20 protein-coding genes are annotated in these 21,049 nt (G+C 67.1%); 13 read left to right on the top strand and 7 right to left on the bottom strand.

Annotated elements, in window-relative coordinates; all coding sequences use genetic code 11:
* Positions 1-1,455 carry a Ppx/GppA family phosphatase gene (locus F1C10_RS04410; protein ID WP_258043059.1) on the top strand — a complete coding sequence of 485 codons (1,455 nt, stop codon included), beginning with the start codon at positions 1-3 and terminating at the stop codon, positions 1,453-1,455.
* 3 nt (positions 1,456-1,458) lie between these two features.
* Here the strand turns inward: F1C10_RS04410 and F1C10_RS04405 are convergent, their stop codons facing one another.
* On the bottom strand, positions 1,459-1,752 hold the full coding sequence (locus F1C10_RS04405) for an I78 family peptidase inhibitor (protein ID WP_185209120.1): 294 nt from the start codon (positions 1,750-1,752) through the stop codon (positions 1,459-1,461).
* Complete coding sequence (rnd, locus tag F1C10_RS04400; protein WP_185209118.1) at positions 1,749-2,924, bottom strand: ribonuclease D; 1,176 nt, start codon at positions 2,922-2,924, stop codon at positions 1,749-1,751. Before rnd ends, F1C10_RS04405 begins: the two co-directional genes overlap by 4 nt.
* Positions 2,925-3,094: 170 nt before the next feature.
* Here rnd and aspS point away from each other — a divergent pair, with 170 nt between their 5' ends.
* From aspS to F1C10_RS04385, 3 genes are read left to right on the top strand one after another with little or no spacing between them, the layout of a single operon-like run.
* A complete protein-coding gene (aspS, locus tag F1C10_RS04395; protein WP_185210067.1) occupies positions 3,095-4,918 on the top strand; it encodes an aspartate--tRNA ligase in 1,824 nt (607 codons plus the stop codon).
* 43 nt (positions 4,919-4,961) lie between these two features.
* Positions 4,962-5,441, top strand: coding sequence for a DUF892 family protein (locus tag F1C10_RS04390; protein WP_185209116.1), 480 nt, complete (start codon positions 4,962-4,964; stop codon positions 5,439-5,441).
* Positions 5,442-5,491: 50 nt separating this feature from the next.
* Complete coding sequence (locus F1C10_RS04385) at positions 5,492-6,874, top strand: APC family permease (RefSeq protein WP_185209114.1); 1,383 nt, start codon at positions 5,492-5,494, stop codon at positions 6,872-6,874.
* A 6-nt stretch (positions 6,875-6,880) separates the two neighbouring features.
* On the opposite strand, the gene F1C10_RS04380 is transcribed toward F1C10_RS04385, so the two are convergent.
* On the bottom strand, positions 6,881-7,510 hold the full coding sequence (locus tag F1C10_RS04380) for a carbonic anhydrase (protein ID WP_185209112.1): 630 nt from the start codon (positions 7,508-7,510) through the stop codon (positions 6,881-6,883).
* A 53-nt stretch (positions 7,511-7,563) separates the two neighbouring features.
* On the opposite strand from F1C10_RS04380, the gene lipA reads away from it, so the two are divergent.
* Positions 7,564-8,484: a lipoyl synthase gene (gene lipA, locus F1C10_RS04375; RefSeq protein WP_185209110.1), complete on the top strand. Its 921-nt coding sequence runs from the start codon at positions 7,564-7,566 to the stop codon at positions 8,482-8,484.
* Positions 8,471-8,944, top strand: a complete 474-nt coding sequence (locus tag F1C10_RS04370; RefSeq protein WP_185209109.1) for a type II toxin-antitoxin system RatA family toxin — start codon at positions 8,471-8,473, stop codon at positions 8,942-8,944. Before lipA ends, F1C10_RS04370 begins: the two co-directional genes overlap by 14 nt.
* Here F1C10_RS04370 and F1C10_RS04365 read toward each other — a convergent pair.
* Genes F1C10_RS04365 through F1C10_RS04355 form a run of 3 tightly spaced genes read right to left on the bottom strand, consistent with a single transcriptional unit; the run spans position 8,890 to position 11,056 of the window.
* Entirely contained in the window at positions 8,890-9,408 is a 519-nt protein-coding gene (locus tag F1C10_RS04365; protein WP_185209107.1) for a CinA family protein, read from the bottom strand. The genes F1C10_RS04370 and F1C10_RS04365 overlap by 55 nt on opposite strands.
* A complete protein-coding gene (locus F1C10_RS04360) occupies positions 9,405-9,935 on the bottom strand; it encodes a hypothetical protein (RefSeq protein WP_185209105.1) in 531 nt (176 codons plus the stop codon). Before F1C10_RS04360 ends, F1C10_RS04365 begins: the two co-directional genes overlap by 4 nt.
* Positions 9,932-11,056, bottom strand: a complete 1,125-nt coding sequence (locus F1C10_RS04355; protein ID WP_185209103.1) for a bifunctional 2-C-methyl-D-erythritol 4-phosphate cytidylyltransferase/2-C-methyl-D-erythritol 2,4-cyclodiphosphate synthase — start codon at positions 11,054-11,056, stop codon at positions 9,932-9,934. The genes F1C10_RS04360 and F1C10_RS04355 overlap by 4 nt, the downstream gene beginning before the upstream one ends.
* A gap of 80 nt (positions 11,057-11,136) precedes the next feature.
* On the opposite strand from F1C10_RS04355, the gene dusB reads away from it, so the two are divergent.
* The 7 genes from dusB to hflX all read left to right on the top strand — a co-directional run bounded on the left by dusB (position 11,137) and on the right by hflX (position 20,226).
* Positions 11,137-12,135, top strand: a complete 999-nt coding sequence (gene dusB / locus F1C10_RS04350) for a tRNA dihydrouridine synthase DusB (RefSeq protein WP_185209101.1) — start codon at positions 11,137-11,139, stop codon at positions 12,133-12,135.
* Entirely contained in the window at positions 12,111-13,193 is a 1,083-nt protein-coding gene (locus F1C10_RS04345) for a nitrogen regulation protein NR(II) (RefSeq protein WP_374939364.1), read from the top strand. Before dusB ends, F1C10_RS04345 begins: the two co-directional genes overlap by 25 nt.
* The gene (gene ntrC / locus F1C10_RS04340) at positions 13,190-14,626 is read left to right on the top strand and encodes a nitrogen regulation protein NR(I) (protein ID WP_185209099.1); all 1,437 of its coding nucleotides are present in this window, start codon (positions 13,190-13,192) and stop codon (positions 14,624-14,626) included. Before F1C10_RS04345 ends, ntrC begins: the two co-directional genes overlap by 4 nt.
* Positions 14,627-14,687: 61 nt before the next feature.
* Positions 14,688-16,925 carry an ATP-binding protein gene (locus F1C10_RS04335; protein ID WP_185209097.1) on the top strand — a complete coding sequence of 746 codons (2,238 nt, stop codon included), beginning with the start codon at positions 14,688-14,690 and terminating at the stop codon, positions 16,923-16,925.
* A 2-nt stretch (positions 16,926-16,927) separates the two neighbouring features.
* Positions 16,928-18,298, top strand: a complete 1,371-nt coding sequence (locus F1C10_RS04330) for a sigma-54 dependent transcriptional regulator (protein ID WP_085809668.1) — start codon at positions 16,928-16,930, stop codon at positions 18,296-18,298.
* 123 nt (positions 18,299-18,421) lie between these two features.
* Entirely contained in the window at positions 18,422-18,913 is a 492-nt protein-coding gene (hfq, locus tag F1C10_RS04325) for an RNA chaperone Hfq (protein WP_185209096.1), read from the top strand.
* Complete coding sequence (hflX, locus tag F1C10_RS04320) at positions 18,910-20,226, top strand: GTPase HflX (RefSeq protein ID WP_185209094.1); 1,317 nt, start codon at positions 18,910-18,912, stop codon at positions 20,224-20,226. Before hfq ends, hflX begins: the two co-directional genes overlap by 4 nt.
* On the opposite strand, the gene mazG is transcribed toward hflX, so the two are convergent.
* Complete coding sequence (gene mazG / locus F1C10_RS04315; protein ID WP_185209092.1) at positions 20,223-20,993, bottom strand: nucleoside triphosphate pyrophosphohydrolase; 771 nt, start codon at positions 20,991-20,993, stop codon at positions 20,223-20,225. The genes hflX and mazG overlap by 4 nt on opposite strands.
* Positions 20,994-21,049 lie beyond the last annotated feature (56 nt).

Here is a 21,049-nt window from a genome sequence, read left to right as displayed (position 1 = left end):
TTGAATACCCCCCGCACCGCGATCATCGATATCGGCTCCAATTCGATCCGCCTCGTTGTCTATCAGGGGCCGCGCCGTTTGCCGGCGATCCTGTTCAACGAGAAGGTGCTTGCCGGGCTAGGACGAAGCCTTGCGCAAACGGGCAGCATCGACGCGCAGGCGCTGGCGCTCGCCACCACCGCGCTGACCCGCTTCGCCGCGCTCGCGCGCGAGATGGAATGCGACGAGGTGCGTACCGTCGCGACCGCCGCGGTGCGCGATGCGAGCAACGGCGGCGTCCTGATTGAGCGCGCCGCGGCGGCGGGGCTCGACGTCGAGCTGCTGTCGGGCGAGGACGAAGCCTATGCCGCCGGCCACGGCGTGCTCTCCGCCTTTCCCGATGCCAACGGGATCGTCGGCGATCTCGGCGGGGGCAGTTTGGAGCTCGTTCGTGTCGCCAACGGCGCCGTCCACCAGCACGCCTCATTTCCGTTCGGCGTGCTGCGGCTGGCGGCGCTTAAAGCGAAGGGCGGGTTCGATCGGCGCATCGCCAAGGCACTGAGCGACGCTGGGTGGTCCGGCGCTGGTGTCGAGCGGCCGCTCTATCTCGTTGGCGGCTCGTGGCGCTCCCTCGCTCGTGTCGACATGTATGATTGTCACTACCCGCTGCCGATCCTGCACGGCTATCGCATGTCGCGCGTGCGGATCGATAGCCTGCGCGCGCGGCTCAGCGATGCCGACAAGGCGTCGCTCCGCGTGATCCCGCACCTGTCCAGCGGACGTATTCCGACGCTTTCAGCCGGCGCGGACATTCTTGCAGCCATTTTGCCGGTACTCGCTGCGACCGAGACGATCGTGTCCGCGTTCGGGCTCCGCGAGGGGTTGTTGCACCGGCGGCTTTCCCCTGAGGAGGCGGCGCAAGATCCGCTCATCGTCGCGGCGCGCGAGGAAGGGCAGCTTCTCGGTCGTTTCCCGGAGCACGGCGACCTCATCGACCGCTGGATCGCACCGCTGTTCGACAACGATGCGCCAAGCGATGCGCGTTTGCGGCAGGCGGCCTGCCTGCTCGCCGATACGAGCTGGCGCGCGAATCCGGAGTTTCGCGTCGAGCTCGGGATCGAGACAGCGCTTCACGGCAACTGGGTCGGCGTCGATGCCCGCGGTCGCGCGATGATGGCTGTGGCGCTCGCCGCAAGCCTTGGCGCACAGTCGCCTTATCCCGCGCCGCTGCCGCACCTGGCTTCCGCGGCGGACCTGGCGCGTGCTACCGGCTGGGGCTTGGCGATCCGCCTGGCGCAGCGCCTGTCCGGCGGGGTGGCCGCCCCGCTCAAGCGGACGACGTTAGCCCGACGTACCGACGCGATCGAGCTACGCTGGAACCACGAGGATCGCGCACTCGCCGGAGAAGCGGTGGAAAAGCGTTTGAAAGCGCTTGGCAATGCGCTCGGGCTCCCGGCGCGCGTTACCGCCGCGTAAGCCTCAGCCGCAGGAGAGTTTGACGACCGTACCCGCGGCATCACTCTCGATGCTCAGCCGGTCGGCGCGATAGTCCATCGTCAGCATTGCGCCGGTGGCGTAGCGGCGGACGAGCGCCGCGCCGGTCTGGCGCTTCACCTCCGCATCGACGATTGCGGCGGCGGGCGTACCCACGAGCGATTGCACGGCTGCGGCGTCGCAGGTCGCGGATGCACCAGCGGGTGACGGCGACGGGGGCGTGCCCGTAGCGGTGGCGCAGCCGGCCAGCGCCGTCGCGAGGATCAGAATGCGCTTCATGCCAATCGCTCCGTCCGTGTCATGGTCAGCTTGCCACCGCTGACCGCGAAGGCCAGCCGCCCTTCGACAAGGTCGAGCGCATCGCGCCCAAACTGATCGAACCGCCAGCCACCGAGGATCGCGAGATCACCCCGCTGCCCCGCCGCCAGCGCCTCGAGCTCCTCACCGCGCGCGAGCAGGCGCGGCGCGACGTCGATGTCGCGCGCGCGGATCTTGAGCAACAGCTTGAGCAGATCGGCGACCAACGCACCTTCCTTGCCGAGCCCGGGCTTGCGATCGTCGCGCGGCGGCATCTCCTCCGCGGAAAGCGGGGCGGCACCCTCGATCGCGGTCATCAGCCGCTTGCCGATGTCGTTGCTTGCCCATGTCGCGGAAAGCCCGCGGACCTTGGCGAGGTCGGCCTGGCGCTTGGGCGGATGACCGGCGAGGTCGGCGATCGTCTCGTCCTTGACGATGCGGCCGCGCGGCAAATCCTTCGACCGCGCCTCTAGCTCGCGCCACTTGGCGATCGCCTTCAGCCGGCCGAGCACGTCGGCGCGGCGGCCCGATATGCGCACGCGCTTCCACGCGAGATCGGGATCGTTGGCGTAATTGGCGGGATCGCCCAGCCGCTCCATCTCCTGATCGAGCCACGCGCCGCGGCCCGTCTTCTTCAGTTGTTCCAGCATGCGCGGAAAGATCTTCGACAGATGCGTCACGTCGCCGATCGCGTAATCGACCTGGCGATCGTCGAGCGGGCGGCGCGACCAGTCGGTGAAGCGCGCGCCTTTGTCGATCTGGATGCCAAGCCAGCTGTCGACCAGGTTGGAATAGCCGATCTGCTCGCCTTGTCCCAGCGCCATCGCGGCAACCTGCGTGTCAAACAGCGGATAGGGCGTCTTACCGGTCAGATTATAGATGATTTCAAGATCCTGCCCGCCGGCGTGGAAGACCTTCAGGACGTCGTCGTTCTCGGTCAGCAGATCGAGCAGCGGCGTCATGTCGAGCCCGGGCGCCTTTGGATCGATCGCCGCGGCCTCCTCGGTATCGGCGATCTGGATCAGGCACAGTTCGGGCCAATAGGTATTCTCGCGCATGAATTCGGTGTCGACGCAGACGAAGGGTGCGTCGGCGAGGCGGGCACAGAGATTGGCGAGCGTCGCGCTGTCGGTGATGAGCGGGTGTACGTGCATAAGCGCCGGCCCATAGCCGCGCGGGCGCGGGTTGACAAAGAGGGGGCGGGAGGGGAGGGCGCGGGCCATCCAAAACCTACCGTCCTGGCCACGGCCAGGGCCCGGTAGCGGGCCTTTCCGCTGCTGGACCCCGGCCCCGTCGCCGGGGTGGTGCTTGTGAGATGACATACATGCACGCCTATCGCTCGCACACCTGCGCCCAGCTCGACGCCGATCATGTCGGCGCGGATGTCCGCCTTTCGGGCTGGGTCCACCGCAAGCGCGACCACGGCGGCGTCCTGTTCGTCGATCTGCGCGATCACTACGGCATTACGCAGATCGTCGCCGACAGCGATTCGCCCGCGCTTCCGCTGCTCGAGAGCCTGCGCGTCGAATCAGTCGTGACGATCGACGGGACGGTGAAGGCGCGTTCGGAGGCGACGGTGAATCCGAACCTCGCGACCGGCGAGATCGAAGTGTTCGCGCGTGCCGCCACGGTGCAGAGTCACGCGCAGGAACTGCCGATGCCCGTCGCGGGCGAGCAGGATTATCCCGAGGACATCCGCCTGCGCTACCGCTTCCTCGACCTTCGCCGTGAGAAGCTGCACGCCAACATCATGCTGCGCTCGAAGGTCATTTCCTCGATACGCGGCCGGATGGTCGACCAGGGCTTCACCGAGTTCCAGACTCCGATCCTCACCGCCTCGTCACCGGAGGGTGCGCGCGATTATCTCGTTCCCAGCCGCGTCCATCCGGGCAAGTTCTACGCGCTCCCGCAGGCACCGCAGATGTTCAAGCAGTTGCTGATGGTGGCGGGCTTTGACCGTTATTTTCAGATCGCGCCTTGCTTCCGCGACGAGGACGCGCGTGCTGACCGCTCGCCCGGTGAGTTCTACCAGCTCGATTTCGAGATGAGCTACGTCACGCAGGACGACGTGTTCGCCGCGATCGAGCCGGTGCTGCACGGCGTGTTCGAGGAGTTCGCCAACTGGCAGAACAAGGGCCGTACCGTCAGCCCACTGCCGTTCAAGCGCATCCCGTATCGCGAATCGATGCTGAAATACGGCAACGACAAGCCCGATCTGCGCAACCCGATCGTGATTTCCGACGTATCGGAGCAGTTCGTCGGTTCTGGCTTCGGCCGGTTCGCCTCGATCGTCGAGGCGGGCGACGTGGTGCGTGCCATCCCGGCGCCCGCGACCGCCGAGAAGAGCCGCAAGTTCTTCGATGACATGAACGCTTGGGCACAGGGTGAGGGCTTCGCGGGACTCGGCTATGCGACGCGCAAGGGCGGCGAGTGGGGCGGCCCGATCGCCAAGAATCACGGCGAGGACAAGATGAACGCGCTCGCCGCTACGCTCGGGCTCGGCCCCGACGACGGCGTGTTTTTCGCGGCGGGCAAGGAAGCGCAGGCGACGAAGCTCGCCGGCCTTGCGCGAACCCGCATTGCCGAGCAGCTCGATCTCATCGACAAGAGCCGGTTCGAATTCTGCTGGATCGTCGATTTCCCGATGTTCGAATATGACGAGGACGCGAAGAAGGTCGACTTCAGCCACAATCCCTTCTCGATGCCGCAGGGCGAGATTGAAGCGCTGGAGAGCAAGGACCCGCTCGATATCCTTGCCTATCAGTACGACATCGTCTGCAACGGCATCGAACTGTCGTCGGGTGCGATCCGCAACCATCGCCCGGAGATCATGTACAAGGCGTTCGAGATCGCCGGCTACAGCCAGCAGGACGTCGACACCAATTTCGCCGGCATGATCAACGCGTTCAAATATGGCGCGCCGCCGCACGGCGGATCGGCGCCGGGCATCGACCGGATCGTCATGCTGCTCGCCGACGAACCCAACATCCGTGAGGTCATCGTCTTCCCGATGACGCAGAAGGCGGAAGACCTGATGATGGGCGCGCCCAACTTCGCCACTACCAAGCAGCTGCGCGAGCTCAACATCCGCGTCACGGCGGATACCGCCAAGGAGGTGACGGCGTCGGTTACGCCAGCCGCTGGCTGAGCCGCGAAACGGAACCTCGGGGCGGCGGGCGCGCTGTCGGCAGATGACGCTTACCGCCTCGCGCGCCGCGCTGCTCCACGTCGCCCTCCAGGATCTACGCGCCGGCAAGTCGCTGCTGATCGACCGTTTGCCCAACCTTGCGGATGCCGCGACGGACCTCGGCTTGCGCGATACGATCGAACGCGATCGCGCCAACGCGCGCCAGCACGCCGCGCGGCTCGACGATCTGGCGGACCTTGCCCATCCGCCGGCGAACCTGTGGATGGCCGGCATCCTGGACGATGCCGACCGTGACGCCCGAAGCCATCTGCCCGGCGCTATTCTCGATACCGCACTGATCGGCGCATTGCGCAAGGCAAAGGCGGCAGAGATCGTCTCGATCGAAACCGCACTGGCATTGGCGGGTAGCGAGGCGCCCGAGATGCTTGCCGCGCTTGGCGCCAACCATGCCCAGGATCGCGCGATCGAGCATCGGCTCGCGCGACTGCTCACCACCATATGCGGCCCGGTTCCCGTCAACTAGCGTCCACCCTTTAACCATGTCATCACGCCGCCGGGGCAAGGGGGGACGTGATGCTAGAAGATCGGATGCAGCCCGCGTCCCCCACGCCGCTTGCGCGCAGCCTAGGTGTCGCCGGCGTGCTGTTCCTGACGCTGTCGGTCACCACGCCGGCCTCCTCGGTTTTTGTCATCGTACCCGGGATGCTTCAGGTCGCCGGAACGGGCGCGATCTGGGCAACGCTGATCGCCGGCATCGTCTGCGTCGCGACGGCGTACATCTACGCCGAGCTGTCGTCCGCCTGGCCCGTCGCCGGCGGCGAATATGTGATGGTCGCGCAGACGCTGGGGCCGCTCGCCGGCTTCGTCATGCTCGGCATCAACGTGTTCAATAACCTGATCTTTCTGCCCGTCGCCGGGCTCGGCATCCGCGAGGTTCTGGTGGGCGTGATCCCCGGCCTGCCGCAGGTGCCGACCGCGATCGTCGTGGTCGGCGCGTGCACGTTAATCGGCCTGCTCAACATCCGCATCAATGCGATCGTCACCGGCGCCTTTCTGCTTATCGAAATCGCGGCGCTGTTCGCTGTTACCGCCTTCGGCTTGGTCGAGGCGGGGGCCAATCCGCTCGGATTCCTCACCGATCCGCAGATGCTCGGTGCCGGCGGCGCGCTGGTGCCCGCTTCGCTGACTTCGATCGGTGTCGCCGCGTCGATCGCGATCTTCGCCTTCAACGGCTACGGTGCCGCCGTTTACTTCGGCGAAGAGATGCACGAGGCGCCGAACCGCATCGCGCGTTCGATCCTATGGGCGCTCGTCTGGACGCTGCTGCTCGAAGGGGTGCCGCTGCTCGCCGCGCTGATGGGCGCGGTCGATCTGCCCGCCGTGCTCGCCTCGTCCAACCCGTTCGGCGAGCTGGCGACGCGCGTCGGGGGGGGGCGGGCGGGGCAACTGATTGCGTTCGGCGTGGCGCTCGCGATCGTCAACGCAATTATCGCCTGGGTGCTGGCCTGCGCGCGCTTCTTCTACGGCACGGCGCGCGACGGTTCGTGGGGACGCCCGTTCGATGCGTGGATGCTGGCGATCCATCCGCGCTGGCAGAGCCCGTGGATCGGCACGCTGATGGTCGGCGGCGTCGGCATGCTGCTATGCTTCCTGCCGCTCCGACTGCTCGAAGTGTGGAGCGGGGCGGGGCTGATTGCGATCTACGCCGGTATCGCCCTCGCGGCGATCGTCGGTCGACGCAAGGGCACGACGGGCCACGGGCGGTATCGCATGCCGCTCTATCCGCTCGCGCCGATCGTCACACTGATCGCACTAGCGCTGATCACCTGGGCAACGTGGTTCGATCCTGAGGAGGGTCGCCCCGCGATCATCGCGACGCTGGTGCAGATCGCAATCGCCGCGGGCTATTACCTGCTGGTTCTACGCCCGCGGCGCTGGACCGCAATCATCCCCTGATTCGGGTCAGGCCGGTGCGAACTCGCCGCGCTCGTCCATCACGTACAGCACGCCTTCCTTGATCGAGAACCACGCGCCGCGCAGCGCCAGCGTGCCTGCCGCCTCCGCCTCGCGCACGAACGGGAAGGTGCGCAGATTGGCGATGCTGACGCGAACCGTTTCGAGCTCGAGCGCGCGGATCGCCTCGTCACCTTCGCCGTGCTCGGCGACGATCCGGTCGCGCGCGTCGTCGAGCAGGTCGATCCAGTGTGCGATGAAGCCGCCTTCGCCTGGCGCTGCATCACCGAATCGCTGCGTCAGCGCCGCGTGGACGCCGCCGCACATGCCGTGACCCATCACGACGACTTCGGCCACCTTGAGTTGCGTCACCGCGAATTCGAGTGCCGCCGACACGCCGTGCCGTCCGCCGCCCGTCTCGAACGGCGGCACGAGGTTCGCGACGTTGCGCACGACGAACACCTCGCCCGGCGACGTGTCGAACACCGTCGCAGGATCGGTGCGGCTATCTGAACAGGCGATCACCATCACCTTGGGCGACTGCCCTTCGGCCAGCGCCGCCCAGCGACTGCGCTCTTCCGCCCAACCGTGCGCGCGAAAGCGGCCGTAGCCGGCGATCATATCGGTAAAGACGGTCATCGATCCTCCGTAGCGTTGTTTCGGACGGCCGCAGTCGCTATCTCGCCGCGGTCATGAACGACCTCACTACGCTCGCGCGGCCCGAACGGATCCGCAAGCCCGACTGGATCCGCGTCAAGGCGCCGACGTCGGTCGGCTTCGCCGAGACCAAGCAGCTGATGCGCCGGCTCAACCTTGCCACCGTGTGCGAGGAGGCGGCCTGCCCCAACATCGGCGAGTGCTGGACCAAGAAGCACGCCACGGTGATGATCCTGGGCGATACGTGCACGCGCGCCTGCGCCTTCTGCAACGTGAAGACGGGCATGCCGCGCGCGGTCGATCCGCTCGAGCCCGAGCATGTCGCGGTCGCCGCGGCCGAGCTCGGGCTGCAACATATCGTCATCACCTCGGTCGATCGCGACGATCTGCCGGACGGCGGTGCGTCGCAGTTCGTCAAGGTGATCGAGGCGCTTCGTCGCAACACCCCCGCGACGACGATCGAGATCCTGACGCCCGATTTCCGCAACAAGGCGCAGGCCGCGGTCGAGTCGATCGTCGAGGCGCGACCTGACGTGTACAACCACAATCTGGAAACGGTGCCGCGGCTCTATCCGACGATCCGTCCCGGTGCGCGCTATTATGCGTCGCTGCGCCTGCTCGAAAGCGTCAAGCGTCACGATCCGTCGATCTTCACCAAGTCTGGCGTGATGCTCGGGCTGGGCGAGGAGCGGCTTGAGGTCCATCAGGTGATGGACGACCTGCGTTCGGCCGACATCGATTTCCTGACGATGGGCCAATATCTTCAGCCAACCCCGCGCCACGCCAAGGTGATGGAGTTCGTCGCACCCAAGGCGTTCAACGCCTATGCCGCGATCGCGCGCGCCAAGGGGTTCCTGCTTGTCGCGGCCTCGCCGCTGACGCGGTCGAGCTATCACGCCGGTGAGGATTTCGCGCGGATGAAGGCGGCACGCGAGGCGCAGCTTGCCAAAGCATAGCGAGACGCGGCGGATGCCGTATTCCGCCGAGCAGATGTTCGATCTCGTCGCGGATGTGAAGGCGTATCCCCAATTCCTGCCGTGGGTGGTCGCGATGCGCGTCCGCAAGGACGAGCCGAATGAGACTCTCGCGGATATGATCGTCGGCTTCAAGGGATTGCGCGAGACGTTCACGTCGCGCGTGGAGAAGCAGGCGCCCGAGCGCATTCACGTCGATTACGTCGACGGGCCGCTCAAATATCTGCGCAACGACTGGCGCTTCCGCCCCGACGGCGACGGCTGCCTCGTTGATTTCAGCGTCGACTTCCAGTTCAAGAACCGCGTGTTCGAGATGCTGGCGGGCCAGGTCTTCACCATGGCGCTGCGCAAGATGATCGGCGCGTTCGAAGATCGTGCGCGCGCGCTCTACGGCAGCGGCTCGACAGGCATCAGCAGTTCGAGCGCGCACAACGCCGCCTGAAGCCTGATCCCGGCGCGGCCGAGATCGCCGAACTGACGCCGATCGGCAACGACGTCGGCCGGATTGCCGCCCTTCTCGGCGCGGGCAAAAACGACGGTACCGACGGGCTTCTTCTCGCTGCCGCCGCCCGGGCCAGCGATGCCGGTGATCGCAACGGCGACATCGGCGTCGGTCGCCTCGAGCGCGCCCTGCGCCATGCTCCACGCCACCGCGATCGAGACCGCACCGAACGTTTCCACGACATCGGTAGAGACGCGCAGCAGCGCGTGCTTCGCTTCGTTCGAATAACTGACGATCGAAGCTTCGAGGACGTCCGACGACCCGGCGACTTCGGTCAGCGCCGCGGCGACCAGCCCGCCGGTACAGCTCTCTGCGATTGCGACGCGTCGCCCGGCGGCGCGGTTCGCGGTGACGACGCGCTCAGCCGCGGCTACGAGCTCGGCGGGAAGGAGACTGTCGCTCATCGCCGCCCCGCGGCGCAGACCGGCAGGTCGGGCAGGTCGGCGACCACCGCCTTGCCACGCGCCTTCTCCGCCTTGAGATGCTGCAGGCCAGCGACGACAACGCCGGCGACATTGCGCGGCGGCAGCGGCGCGAGCAGCGTCACGATGCGATCGATCGTCGGGCAGTCGCTGGGCTGGACGCGGCCGACGATCTGGGGGGCGAGGATCGCGGTGATCAACGGGCGAGCATATTCGGACTGGAGCAGTAGCAGCGACACGCGCGGGTCGCTGAGCTTGGCGATCGCGCCTTGTGCGGCGGGCCAAGCCCGGTCGGCCTCCGCCTGATACTTGGCCAGGAAGGCGCCCGACGTCTGGCGAACGATGCTGCCGGCCGGGAGCGCGGTGCAGATGCGGCCGGTCTCGAGAATGACGTCGGGGAGCGCGACCTGCGTGATCGCCTCCGCCTCGCTCGTCGTCAGACAGGGCGTCTGCGCCATCGCCTGCGCCGGCAGGAGCAGCGTAGCGGCGAGTAAGGCGAGGCGCCTCATACGAGGTTGCCCGGCAGGCGAACGGTCGCTGCCGCCTGCGCCGCGATGCCTTCGCCGCGACCGGTGAAGCCGAGCCGCTCTGTTGTCGTCGCTTTCACACTAACGCGATCGGTCGAGAGCGCGAGAAGTTCCGCGATCCGAGCCTGGATCGCACCGCGATGCGGCCCGATCTTGGGCGCCTCACAAATCAGCGTCAGGTCGACGAAGGTGATCTGGCCGCCGCGCGTACGCACTAAGTCAGCGGCGTGGCGCAGGAACTGGCCCGACTCGGCGCCGCGCCACTGCGGATCGCTCGGCGGGAAATGCTGGCCGATGTCGCCGGCCGCGATCGTGCCGAGCAGCGCATCTGTGATCGCGTGAAGCGCGACGTCGGCATCGCTGTGCCCGCTCAATCCCTGATGATGCGGGATCAGCACGCCGCCCAGCCACAGCTCTTCGCCGTCTTCCAGCCGGTGCACGTCGAAGCCGGTCGCCGTGCGCGTTTCCCACTCGATCCGCGCCTCGGCGGCGGCGACGTCGCCCGGATAGGTAACCTTTTCGAGCATCGTATCGCCCTGCACCAGCGCGATCGATCCGCCAAGCGCCCGCACCAATTGCGCATCGTCGGTCGCACTGCCATCGTGTTCGGCCGCATGGGCACGGGCCAGCATCCCGAAGCGGAACGCCTGCGGTGTCTGAACGCGCGACAGGCCGTCACGGGGCACGATGCCGCCGTCCGCCGCGACCAGCGTGTCGGCGACCGGCAGAACCGGGATCGCGCCGTCCGCCGCGTCGAGTGCTGCGAACAGGCGATCGATCACGGCGGCCGTCACGAACGGGCGCGCCGCATCGTGCACCAGGATGCGATCGGCCGGTTCGATCTGCCCAATCGCGCGTCGAACGGTATCGGCACGCGTCGTGCCGCCGATGACGAAGTCGGCGTGCGGCAGCGTCTGCTCAAACGCATGTTCCTGCCCTGCGGCGATCGCGACGATGACCTCGTCGATTGCCGGATGCGCTGCGAGCGCGTCGTGGCTCCAGGCGATCATCGGACGGCCCGCCAACATGGCATATTGTTTGGGAACGCCGCCACCGGCGCGCTCGCCGCGGCCGGCAGCGACGATCAACGCGATATTTCTCATCGCGCGCGCCGTAGCGTCATCGCGCGATCCTTGCCAGCGCGGGCAGCGCGGAGTATCTGCCTCTTTTTCAGGCAATGGCTATGCGTACGCTTTCCCCCATACAGATCGGGCCGGTGCGGATCGACGAGCCGGTCGTGCTCGCGCCGATGACGGGCGTCACCGACCAGCCGTTCCGCGTCCTCGTCCGGCGCTACGGCTCGGGGCTCAACGTCACCGAGATGATCGCGAGCCAAGCGGCGATCCGCGAGACGCGTCAGTCAATCCAGAAGGCCGCGTGGCACTTATCCGAAGAGCCGGTGTCGATGCAGCTGGTCGGTTGCACGCCGTACGAGATGGCGGAGGCTGCGAAGCTCGCCGAGGACAAGGGCGCGGCGATCGTCGACATCAACATGGGTTGTCCGGTTCGCAAGGTGACGAGCGGCGACGCCGGATCGGCGCTGATGCGCGATCTGAAGAACGCAGGCGCGATAATCGATGCGGTGGTGAAGGCGGTGAAGGCGCCCGTCACCGTCAAAATGCGCATGGGCTGGTGCCACGAAAGCCTCAATGCGCCCGAACTCGCGCGCATAGCGGAAGATCTGGGCGCGCGGATGATTACCGTGCACGGACGCACGCGTAACCAGATGTACAAGGGGTCGGCCGACTGGCGTTTCGTCGCGTCGGTAAAGGCGGCGGTCAGCGTGCCTGTGATCGTCAATGGCGATATCTGCTCGGTCGCGGACGCACGCGCTGCGCTCGATCAGTCGGGCGCGGACGGGGTGATGATCGGGCGCGGCGCCTACGGTCGCCCGTGGCTGCTAGGCCAGGTGATGGATGCGCTTGCCGGGCGGGCGCCCCGGCCGGACCCATCGCTCGACGAGCAATATCGCGTGATCACCGAACATTACGATGCGATGCTCGATCATTATGGCACCGTCACCGGCGTCAACATGGCGCGCAAGCACATCGGCTGGTACACCAAGGGGCTGATCGGGTCGGCGGAGTTCCGCAACGCGGTGAACCAGGAGCCCGATGCGCGGCGCGTGAAGGCGATGCTGGCCGACTTCTACGCCCCGTGGCGCAGCCGCCAGGCGGCGTGATGCTGGCGCGGCGGGGGCCCGAGCCGGCCGAACTGCTCGCCGCGCTGCCGGTCGCAGTGATGGTCGTCGATGCTGACGGACGGATCGCGCAGGCGAATGCCGAGTGCGAGCTGATGCTCAACCTGTCGGAACGCGCGATGCGCGGCCGGTCGATCGGCGACGTCCTGCCGCTGCCCGACGAAGCCGCGATCCGTGAAGGGCGGGCGTTCACGGCATTCGATCTCGCGCTCGAAACATCACGCGGGCTGCGCATCCGGGTGGACCTCGCCGCCGTCGAGCTCGTCGACCATCCCGGCTGGCGCGCGATCACGCTGCACCATGCGGCAAATTCGCGGCGGCTCGGCCATTCCGCCGACCGGGCAGCGGCGGCGCGCTCGGCCGTCGGCGCGGCCGCGATGCTGGCGCACGAGATCAAGAACCCGCTGTCGAGCATCCGCGGGGCGGCGCAGCTGATCGCCGACGGCGCTGAACCGGGCGATCTCACCACGCTCGTCATCGACGAAGTCGATCGCGTGACCGCGCTGATCGATCGGATGGAGGATTTCACCGACACGCGCCCGCTGCCGGTCGAACCGCTCAACATCTATCCGCTGCTGGCACACGTGCGCGATGCGGCACTCGCCGGTTTCGCGCGCGGGATCGACATCCAGGAGCGCTTCGATCCGTCGTTGCCGCGCGCGCTGGCCAATCGCGATGCGCTGCTCCAGGTGCTAATCAACCTGATGAAGAACGCCGCCACCGCGCTTGGCCAGCGCGGCGAGCGGCGGATCACGCTGACCACGTCGTACCGCCACGGCATGGCGGTCGCGGCCGGACCCGGCCGCCCCCGCTCACCGTTGCCGATCGAGATCTGCGTCGTCGACACCGGCGCCGGCGCGCCCGAAGACATCGCCGAACATCTGTTCGACCCCTTCGTCTCGAGTCGGCCGGAGGGGAAGGGGCTCGGGCTCGCGCTGGTCGACAAGCTGGTGCGCGACATGGGCGGCATCGTGCAATATTCGCGTGAGGGGACGCCGAACGAGACGGTGTTCCGCATCCTGCTGCCGCGCGCCTCGTGACGACGGGCGACGTCCTGCTCGTCGACGACGACGATGCGATCCGCACCGTCATCGCGCACGCGCTGCGCCGCGCCGGGCACCGCGTGCGCGCCGCGGCGAGCCTGGGCGAGTTCGAGCGTGAGATCGCGCAGGCGACACCGGACGTCCTGCTGACCGATGTCGTGCTTCCCGATGGCGACGGCATAGACATCGCGGCGCGCATGGCGGCCGAGCTGCCGCAGCTGCCCGTCATCGTGCTGTCTGCCCGCAATACGCTCACCACCGCGGTGCGCGCGAATGAGGCAGGTGCCTATGATTATCTGCCAAAGCCGTTCGATCTCGAGACGCTGACGCGCACCGTCGCAGCCGCCCTGCAGCGCGCAGGCGCGGCACAGCCGGCAGTGGAGATCGACGACGATCCCGCGTTGCCGCTGATCGGTCGTTCGCCGGCGATGCAGGAGTTGTATCGCGTCGTCGCGCGCGTCGTGTCGAACGATTTGACGGTGCTGGTGGCGGGCGAGTCGGGAACGGGCAAGGAACTCGTCGCGCGCGCGATCCACGATCTCGGGCCCCGCCGCGCGGCGCCGTTCGTCGCGATCAACATGGCGGCGATTCCGCGCGATCTGATCGAGGCGGAACTATTCGGCCACGAGCGCGGCGCCTTTACCGGAGCGGCGCAGCGGGCGGCGGGGCGCTTTGAGCAGGCAGCCGGAGGCACGCTGTTCCTCGACGAGATCGGCGACATGCCGATCGAGGCACAGACGCGGTTGCTGCGCGTGCTTCAGTCGGGCGAATTCACGACTGTCGGCGGCGTGCGGACGATCCGCGCCGATGTGCGCATCGTCGCGGCAACCAACCGAGATCTGATGACGGCGGTGGCGAGCGGCCAGTTTCGTGAGGATCTGTTCTATCGTCTCAACGTCGTGCCTATCACGCTGCCGTCGCTGCGGGAGCGACGCGGCGACATCGCGATGCTCGCGCGGCACTTCCTAGATCGCGCGGCGGAGGCCGGACTGCCGCGCAAGACGCTCGACGACGGAGCAATTGAGCTTCTCGAGCAGCACGACTGGCCGGGCAACGTGCGCCAGCTAGAAAACTTGATGCGCCGCCTTGCTGCGCTGTCGCGCGACGATCGCATCGCCGCGGGCGAGATCGCGCAGATGCTTGGTGACGTGGCGGCATCAACCGCGCAGCCTGCCGATATCGCGATTGATTCCGCGGTACGCGCGTTCGTCGACCGGCTGGCGAGATCGGAACCTGCGGCGCTCGATGACGGCACGCTCTACGACCGCCTGCTCGCCGAGGTCGAGCGGCCCCTTATCGAGGCGATGCTGGCGCGCCATGGCGGCAATCAGCTACGCGCTGCCCGCGCGATCGGCCTCAATCGCAACACGCTCCGCAAGCGGCTCGACACGCTGGGGATCGATCCGGTCGCACGGCAGGCTGTCCGCTAGGGGCGGCGAACGCCACAATTATGTGTTTTCGCTGCAACACCTTTGTTGTAAAGCGATCTCGATGAACGCCGGTACGGCACCAGCCACCGCCTTTTCGCTGCCGGCGCGCCGTTTTTCCGTGACGCCGCTGATCGAGCTCGCCGTCCTTCTTGCGGCGGTAGCGGTCGCGATCGGCACCTATATGGTGGTGAGCCATACCGGACGTCCCGAGGGGTTGATCTCGCCGGGCGTCGTCGCGCTGCTGCTCGTCGCCAACCTCGTTCCCGGCGTGGCGCTGATGATGCTGCTAGGCCGCCGGATCGCACGCCGCCGCGCCGCCAATTCGCCTGTCGGTGGGGAAGGACGATTGCATGTCCGCCTCGTCGCCTTGTTCTCGGTCGTTGCCGCAGTGCCGATGGTGCTGGTCACGATCGCTGCCTCCTTGCTGTTCCAGTACGGCGTGCAGTTCTGGTATTCGGATCGCGCGCGCGGCGTGTTCGAGAACGCGACCACGCTGACCCGCGCGTCGTACAACCAGATCCTGCAGCGCTGGGAAGAGGCGACGGTGACGATGGCGACCGACGTGTCGCGCGAGCTGCAGGACCGACCGATCGACGATCCACGCTTCGGCGCCTTCCTGTTCCAGCAGACGTATTTTCGCAGCCTCTCCGAAGCGCTGCTGTTTCAGGTGTCGCCACGCGGCGAGTTGCAGACGCTGGCCTTCGTCAATCCCTACGACCTCGACCTTGCGCGGCAGGTGTCGGCCGACGCGGTCGGGCAGCTGCGACGCGGGCAGCGCAGCGTCGTGACCGTGACCGGAGACCGGATCCAGACGGTGACGCAGCTTCCCGGCTCAGCACGCGTCTATCTCTATGCCGCCCGCGTCACCGATCCCAAGGAGATGACGACGCAGACCGAGCGCGCCGAGGCAGCGCTGGCCAATTACCGCGCGCTCCTGGCGCGCGCGCGCGTTCTCCAAATTCGCTTCAACGCCGCCCTGTTGCTGCTCTCGCTCCTTATCGTCGGCGTTGCCGTGTGGATCGCGCTGGCCGTGGCGGACCGCCTCGTGCGGCCGGTAGGCGAGCTGGTCGACGCCGCGCGGCGGGTCGAGCGCGGTGATCTGTCCGCGCGGGTTGCCGAGACGAAGGAGCGTGACGAGGTCGGTACGCTCGCCAATACCTTCAACCGCATGACCGAGCGGCTGGAGGAGCAAAATACTGCGCTCGTTACCGCCAATGCGCAGCTCGACAGCCGCCGCGCTCTGATCGAGGCGGTCATGTCAGGTGTGTCGGCGGGTGTCATCTCGATCGCGCCTGATCGCACCATTCGCCTGATCAACAGTTCGGCCGAGACGCTGCTCGCGCTGCCCGAACCGCCAGTGGGCAAACCGCTGGCGACGGTTGCGCCAGAGCTCGCTGCGCTGCTCGACGGCCCGGCGCGCGAGGCGATCGTGCAGATCTCCGCCGGCGGCGAGGCGCGAACGCTTGCCGTGCGGATCGCGCGGGACGGCACCGGACCGATCCTGACCTTCGACGACATCACGCAGCAATTGCTCGACCAGCGCCGCGCCGCTTGGTCGGACGTCGCGCGCCGCATCGCGCACGAGATCAAGAACCCGCTCACCCCGATCCAGCTCGCCGCCGAGCGCCTACAACGGCGCTACGGAAACAAGATAGAGGCCGGGGACACGACGTTCGCCCGGCTGACCGAGACGATCGTCCGTCAGGTCGGCGATTTGCGCCGCATGGTCGACGAATTTTCGTCGTTCGCGCGCATGCCCAAGCCCGTGTTTCGCGAAGAGTCACTGGTGGATATCGCCCGCAACACCGTGTTTCTCCACGAAGTGGCGCACGCCGGCGTGCGCTTCTCAATTGTTCACGACGATCCCGGCCCGACGCTGGTGTGCGATCGCCGCCAGATCGGCCAGGCGCTGACCAACATCGTCAAGAACGCCGTTGAGGCGATCGAGGCGACCGGGAGCAGCAACGGCGCGGTGACCATGACAATCGCGGAGGAGGGTCCGCGCGCGATCGTGACCGTCGCTGACACTGGGGTTGGCCTGCCGGTGGAACGCGACCGGATCGTCGAGCCGTATATGACGACGCGCGCGCGCGGCACAGGGCTCGGGCTCGCAATCGTCAAGAAGATCGTCGAAGAACATTGCGGAACGATCACCTTTGCCGACCGTCCAGAAGGGGGGACGCTGGTGACGATGACCTTCGACATGGCGATGCTCGCCGCGCTCGACGGGCGCGACGACAATCACGCCGACGGCGACGGCGGGGGGATCGCCGCACTCACTCGCAATCGGACTGCATAATCATGGCGCTAGACATTCTCGTCGTCGACGATGAGCTCGACATCCGTGAACTCGTCTCGGGCGTGCTCGAGGACGAGGGATATGACACGCGTACCGCGGCGGACAGCGACGCCGCGCTCGCCGCGATCGCCGAGCGCCGACCCAGCCTCGTCCTGCTCGACGTGTGGCTGCAAGGGTCGCGGCTCGACGGACTTGAGCTATTGGCTGAGATCAAGCGCCGCGATCCGTCAGTGGCGGTGCTCGTCATCTCGGGGCACGGTAACCTCGACACCGCGGTCGCCGCGATCCGGCAGGGCGCGGCGGATTTCATCGAGAAGCCGTTCCAGGCTGAGCGGCTGCTGCTGATGGTCGAGCGCGCAACCGAGACCGAGCGGCTGCGGCGCGAGGTGGCGAGCCTGCGCGCGTCGAGCGGGCGCGACACCGATCTCACCGGCAGCTCAAGCGCGATCAACGGCGTGCGCGCGACGTTGAAGCGCGTCGCCGCGACGGGCAGCCGCGTGATGATCAACGGTCCGGCGGGCGTCGGCAAGGAAGTCGCAGCACGATTGCTCCACGGTTGGAGCCAGCGCGCGACGGCGCCGTTTGTAATCGTGAGCGCCGCGAACATGACGCCCGAGCGCGTCGAGGAGGAATTGTTCGGGGTGGAGGAGGGCGGGGATCTCGTTCGCCCCGGCCTGCTCGAACAGGCGCACGGCGGCACGCTGTTCCTCGACGAGATAGCCGACATGCCGATCACCACGCAGGGGCGTATCCTGCGCGTGCTGACGGACCAGAGCTTCACTCGCGTCGGCGGCACGCGCGTCGTCAAGGTCGACGTGCGGGTCGTGTCGGCGACGGGGCGCGATCTGACGCACGAGATCGCCGAGGGGCGGTTCCGCGAGGACCTGTACTACCGCCTCAACGTCGTGCCGGTAACGATCCCGTCGCTCGCCGAGCGGCGCGAAGACATCCCGCCGATGGTCGAGCATTTCGTCGCGCACTACGCCGCCGACCGCCGCGTTCCCACGCCGGAAATCGCGGCGGATGCGATGGTGGCGCTGCAATCGTACGACTGGCCAGGCAACGTGCGCCAGCTGCGTAACGTCGTCGAGCGCACGATCATCCTGGCGCCGGGCGATCGCATCGGCCGGATCGACATCGATCTGCTGCCCGCGGAGGTGCTGGGCGATCAGCAGAGCGGGGGGGGCGGCAACGCGATCATGGGCGCCCCACTGCGCGAGGCGCGCGAATCGTTCGAGCGCGAGTATCTGAAGGTCCAGATCCGGCGCTTCTCGGGGAATATTTCGCGCACCGCTACCTTCATCGGGATGGAGCGCTCGGCGCTGCACCGCAAGCTGAAGCTGCTTGGGATCACCGAAACGCGCGACGACTGAGGTGCTGGACCGGCGCGGTCCGGCTTCCTACATTGCGATTGGCAGGCCGCATGGGCCGCAATCCGACGCCGGGTACCGGCGCATCGCGGGGCAAACCCCGCCAAGAACGAAGGGCATCACGGCATGGCCGAAAAGCAGAGCTCGCTTCAGGATCTGTTCCTCAACGCACTGCGCAAATCGAAGACCCCCGTCACGCTGTTCCTGGTCAAGGGTGTCAAGCTCCAGGGCATCGTCACATGGTTCGACAATTTCTCTGTCCTGCTGCGTCGCGACGGGCAGAGCCAGCTGATCTACAAGCACGCGATCTCGACGATCATGCCGGGCGCGCAGATCGATGTCGGCGCGATCGTTGATCAGCTCGGCGACACGGGAAAGAAGCAGCCGCTGTTGCAGGAGATCTTCCTCAATGCGGTGCGAAAGTCCGATGATTCGGTCACCATGTTCCTCGTCAACGGCGTGATGCTGCAGGGCCAGATCGCCGCGTTCGATCTGTTCTGCATGCTGCTCCAGCGCGACGGCACCTCGCAGCTCGTCTACAAGCATGCCGTGTCGACGATTCAGCCGGCGCGACCGCTCAATCTCGCCGAAGAGACCAGCGGGTCGGACGAAGATTGACCCAGGGATTCGATCGCGATCGCGAGGAGTTCTCGCGCGGCGCACGCGCCATCGTTGTTTTCCCCGACCTTGGCGGCTCGTCGCGCGACAATGAGGCGCGGCTTGAAGAGACCGCTGGGCTCGCCGCGGCGATTGGCGTCGAGGTTGTCGAGCGGCAGGCGGTGCGCGTGCGTGCACCGCGCGCCGCGACGCTGATCGGCTCGGGGCAGGTCGAGCAACTGGCGACGCTCGGGCGCCAGCACGAGGCATCGCTGTTCGTGTTCGATGCATCGCTCTCGCCGATCCAGCAGCGCAATCTGGAGACCGCCCTGGAAGCGAAGGTGATCGATCGCACCGGGCTGATCCTCGAAATCTTCGGCGAGCGCGCGGCGACCGCTGAGGGACGTTTACAGGTCGAACTCGCTCACCTCGATTATCAGGCCGGCCGCCTCGTGCGCAGCTGGACCCACCTCGAGCGGCAGCGCGGCGGTTTCGGCTTCCTCGGCGGCCCGGGCGAGACACAGATCGAGGCCGATCGCCGCCTGATCCGCGATCGCATGGCGCGACTGCGCCGGGAACTCGAGCAAGTGACGCGGACCCGCGGGCTGCACCGCGAGCGGCGCCAGCGCGCGCCATGGCCGGTGATCGCGCTTGTCGGATACACCAATGCCGGCAAGTCGACGCTGTTCAACCGCGTGACCGGCGCCGATGTGATGGCTGAAAACCTTCTCTTCGCCACGCTCGATCCGACGCTGCGGCAGATCAGCCTGCCGGGCATCGACAAGGCGATCCTGTCCGACACCGTCGGCTTCGTCTCCGAACTGCCGACGCAGCTCGTCGCCGCGTTCAAGGCGACGCTCGAAGAGGTCGTTTCGGCGGATCTGCTGGTCCACGTCCGCGATGTCGCGCACCCCGACACGTTGGCGCAAAAGGCCGACGTCGAAGGCGTTCTCGCCGATCTCGGCCTTCCCGAAGGAACGCCGATGATCGAGGCGTGGAACAAGGTCGATCTACTCGATCCTGCGGCGCATGACGAAATGGTTGCCGAGGCGACCCGCCGCGAGGATGTCGTAGCCCTTTCGGCGCTGAGTGGGGAAGGGGTCGACACGCTGCTGCGAACGCTCGCCGATCGACTGACCCAAGGGCATCGGCGCTACGCGCTGACGCTCGATGCCGCTAACGGTGCCGCTGCCGCCTGGCTGCATCAGCATGGCGAGGTGATCGATCATAGCGTGGACGAGGCGGGGGCGCATTATGACGTGCGCCTGTCCCCGGCGGATCATCGCCGCTTCGTCGAGCGCCACGGCGAGCAGCGCGACATCGACGGCGCCTAGCCCGCGTCGCGCTCGCGCTGCTTCGCCGCAAGCCACAGGGCCTCTTGCGCGGCGAGATCGCAGCCGTCGATCGACCCGCCGGCGACGTCCTCCATCGTGCGGAAGCGTCGCTCGAACTTGGCATTCGCCGCGCGCAACGCTGCCTCGGGATCAACGCCAAGATGGCGTGCCCAGTTCGTCACCGCGAACAGCAGATCGCCGACTTCTTCGGTCACGGCGTCAGCGCTGGATGCGGTGGCAACTTCGGCCAACTCCTCGTCGATCTTGGCGCGCGGGCCATCGGCGTCCGGCCAGTCGAAGCCGACGCGTGCCGCGCGCTTCTGGAGCTTCTCGGCGCGCATCAGTGCAGGCAGCCCGAGCGCAACACCGGCGAGCGCGCTCGGATCGCTGCGGGCCGCGCGTTCCTCCGCCTTGATCGCTTCCCATAGGTGATGCCCACCGTCGGACGCTTCGCCGAAGATGTGCGGGTGGCGCCGCTCCATCTTGTCGCCGATCGCCGCTGCGACGTCGCCGAAATCGAACGCGCCGGCTTCCTCGGCGATACGACTGTGGAACACGACTTGGAGCAGCAGGTCGCCGAGTTCGTCCTTCAGATCCGCCATGTCGCCGCGCGCGCAGGCGTCGGCCACCTCATATGCTTCCTCGATCGTATAGGGTGCGATCGTCTGCACGGTTTGCGCGCGATCCCATTCGCAACCCATTACCGGATCCCGCAGTCGCACCATGATCTCGCGCAGACGGTTCAGGGGGGTCTGCCGATCAAACATACAGTACGCCGATAATAATCATTATGTTAAATCCGTCGTGAGTAGGGGAGAGATGC

The sequence above is a fragment of the Sphingomonas sp. NBWT7 genome (assembly GCF_014217605.1).
In the GTDB taxonomy this organism is placed as follows: domain Bacteria; phylum Pseudomonadota; class Alphaproteobacteria; order Sphingomonadales; family Sphingomonadaceae; genus Sphingomonas.
Note: the sequence above shows the minus strand (reverse complement) of the source record. Positions and strands in the feature narration are given on the sequence as shown.

Bases quoted from the DNA above. Each gene is read 5' to 3' on its own strand.
- F1C10_RS04405 (WP_185209120.1), bottom strand. From the start codon at position 1,752: ATGAAGCGCATTCTGATCCTCGCGACGGCGCTGGCCGGCTGCGCCACC.
- rnd (WP_185209118.1), bottom strand. From the start codon at position 2,924: ATGCACGTACACCCGCTCATCACCGACAGCGCGACGCTCGCCAATCTC.
- aspS (WP_185210067.1), top strand. From the start codon at position 3,095: ATGCACGCCTATCGCTCGCACACCTGCGCCCAGCTCGACGCCGATCAT.
- F1C10_RS04390 (WP_185209116.1), top strand. From the start codon at position 4,962: ATGACGCTTACCGCCTCGCGCGCCGCGCTGCTCCACGTCGCCCTCCAG.
- F1C10_RS04385 (WP_185209114.1), top strand. From the start codon at position 5,492: ATGCTAGAAGATCGGATGCAGCCCGCGTCCCCCACGCCGCTTGCGCGC.
- F1C10_RS04380 (WP_185209112.1), bottom strand. From the start codon at position 7,510: ATGACCGTCTTTACCGATATGATCGCCGGCTACGGCCGCTTTCGCGCG.
- lipA (WP_185209110.1), top strand. From the start codon at position 7,564: ATGAACGACCTCACTACGCTCGCGCGGCCCGAACGGATCCGCAAGCCC.
- F1C10_RS04365 (WP_185209107.1), bottom strand. From the start codon at position 9,408: ATGAGCGACAGTCTCCTTCCCGCCGAGCTCGTAGCCGCGGCTGAGCGC.
- F1C10_RS04360 (WP_185209105.1), bottom strand. From the start codon at position 9,935: ATGAGGCGCCTCGCCTTACTCGCCGCTACGCTGCTCCTGCCGGCGCAG.
- F1C10_RS04355 (WP_185209103.1), bottom strand. From the start codon at position 11,056: ATGAGAAATATCGCGTTGATCGTCGCTGCCGGCCGCGGCGAGCGCGCC.
- dusB (WP_185209101.1), top strand. From the start codon at position 11,137: ATGCGTACGCTTTCCCCCATACAGATCGGGCCGGTGCGGATCGACGAG.
- F1C10_RS04335 (WP_185209097.1), top strand. From the start codon at position 14,688: ATGAACGCCGGTACGGCACCAGCCACCGCCTTTTCGCTGCCGGCGCGC.
- F1C10_RS04330 (WP_085809668.1), top strand. From the start codon at position 16,928: ATGGCGCTAGACATTCTCGTCGTCGACGATGAGCTCGACATCCGTGAA.
- hfq (WP_185209096.1), top strand. From the start codon at position 18,422: ATGGCCGAAAAGCAGAGCTCGCTTCAGGATCTGTTCCTCAACGCACTG.
- mazG (WP_185209092.1), bottom strand. From the start codon at position 20,993: ATGTTTGATCGGCAGACCCCCCTGAACCGTCTGCGCGAGATCATGGTG.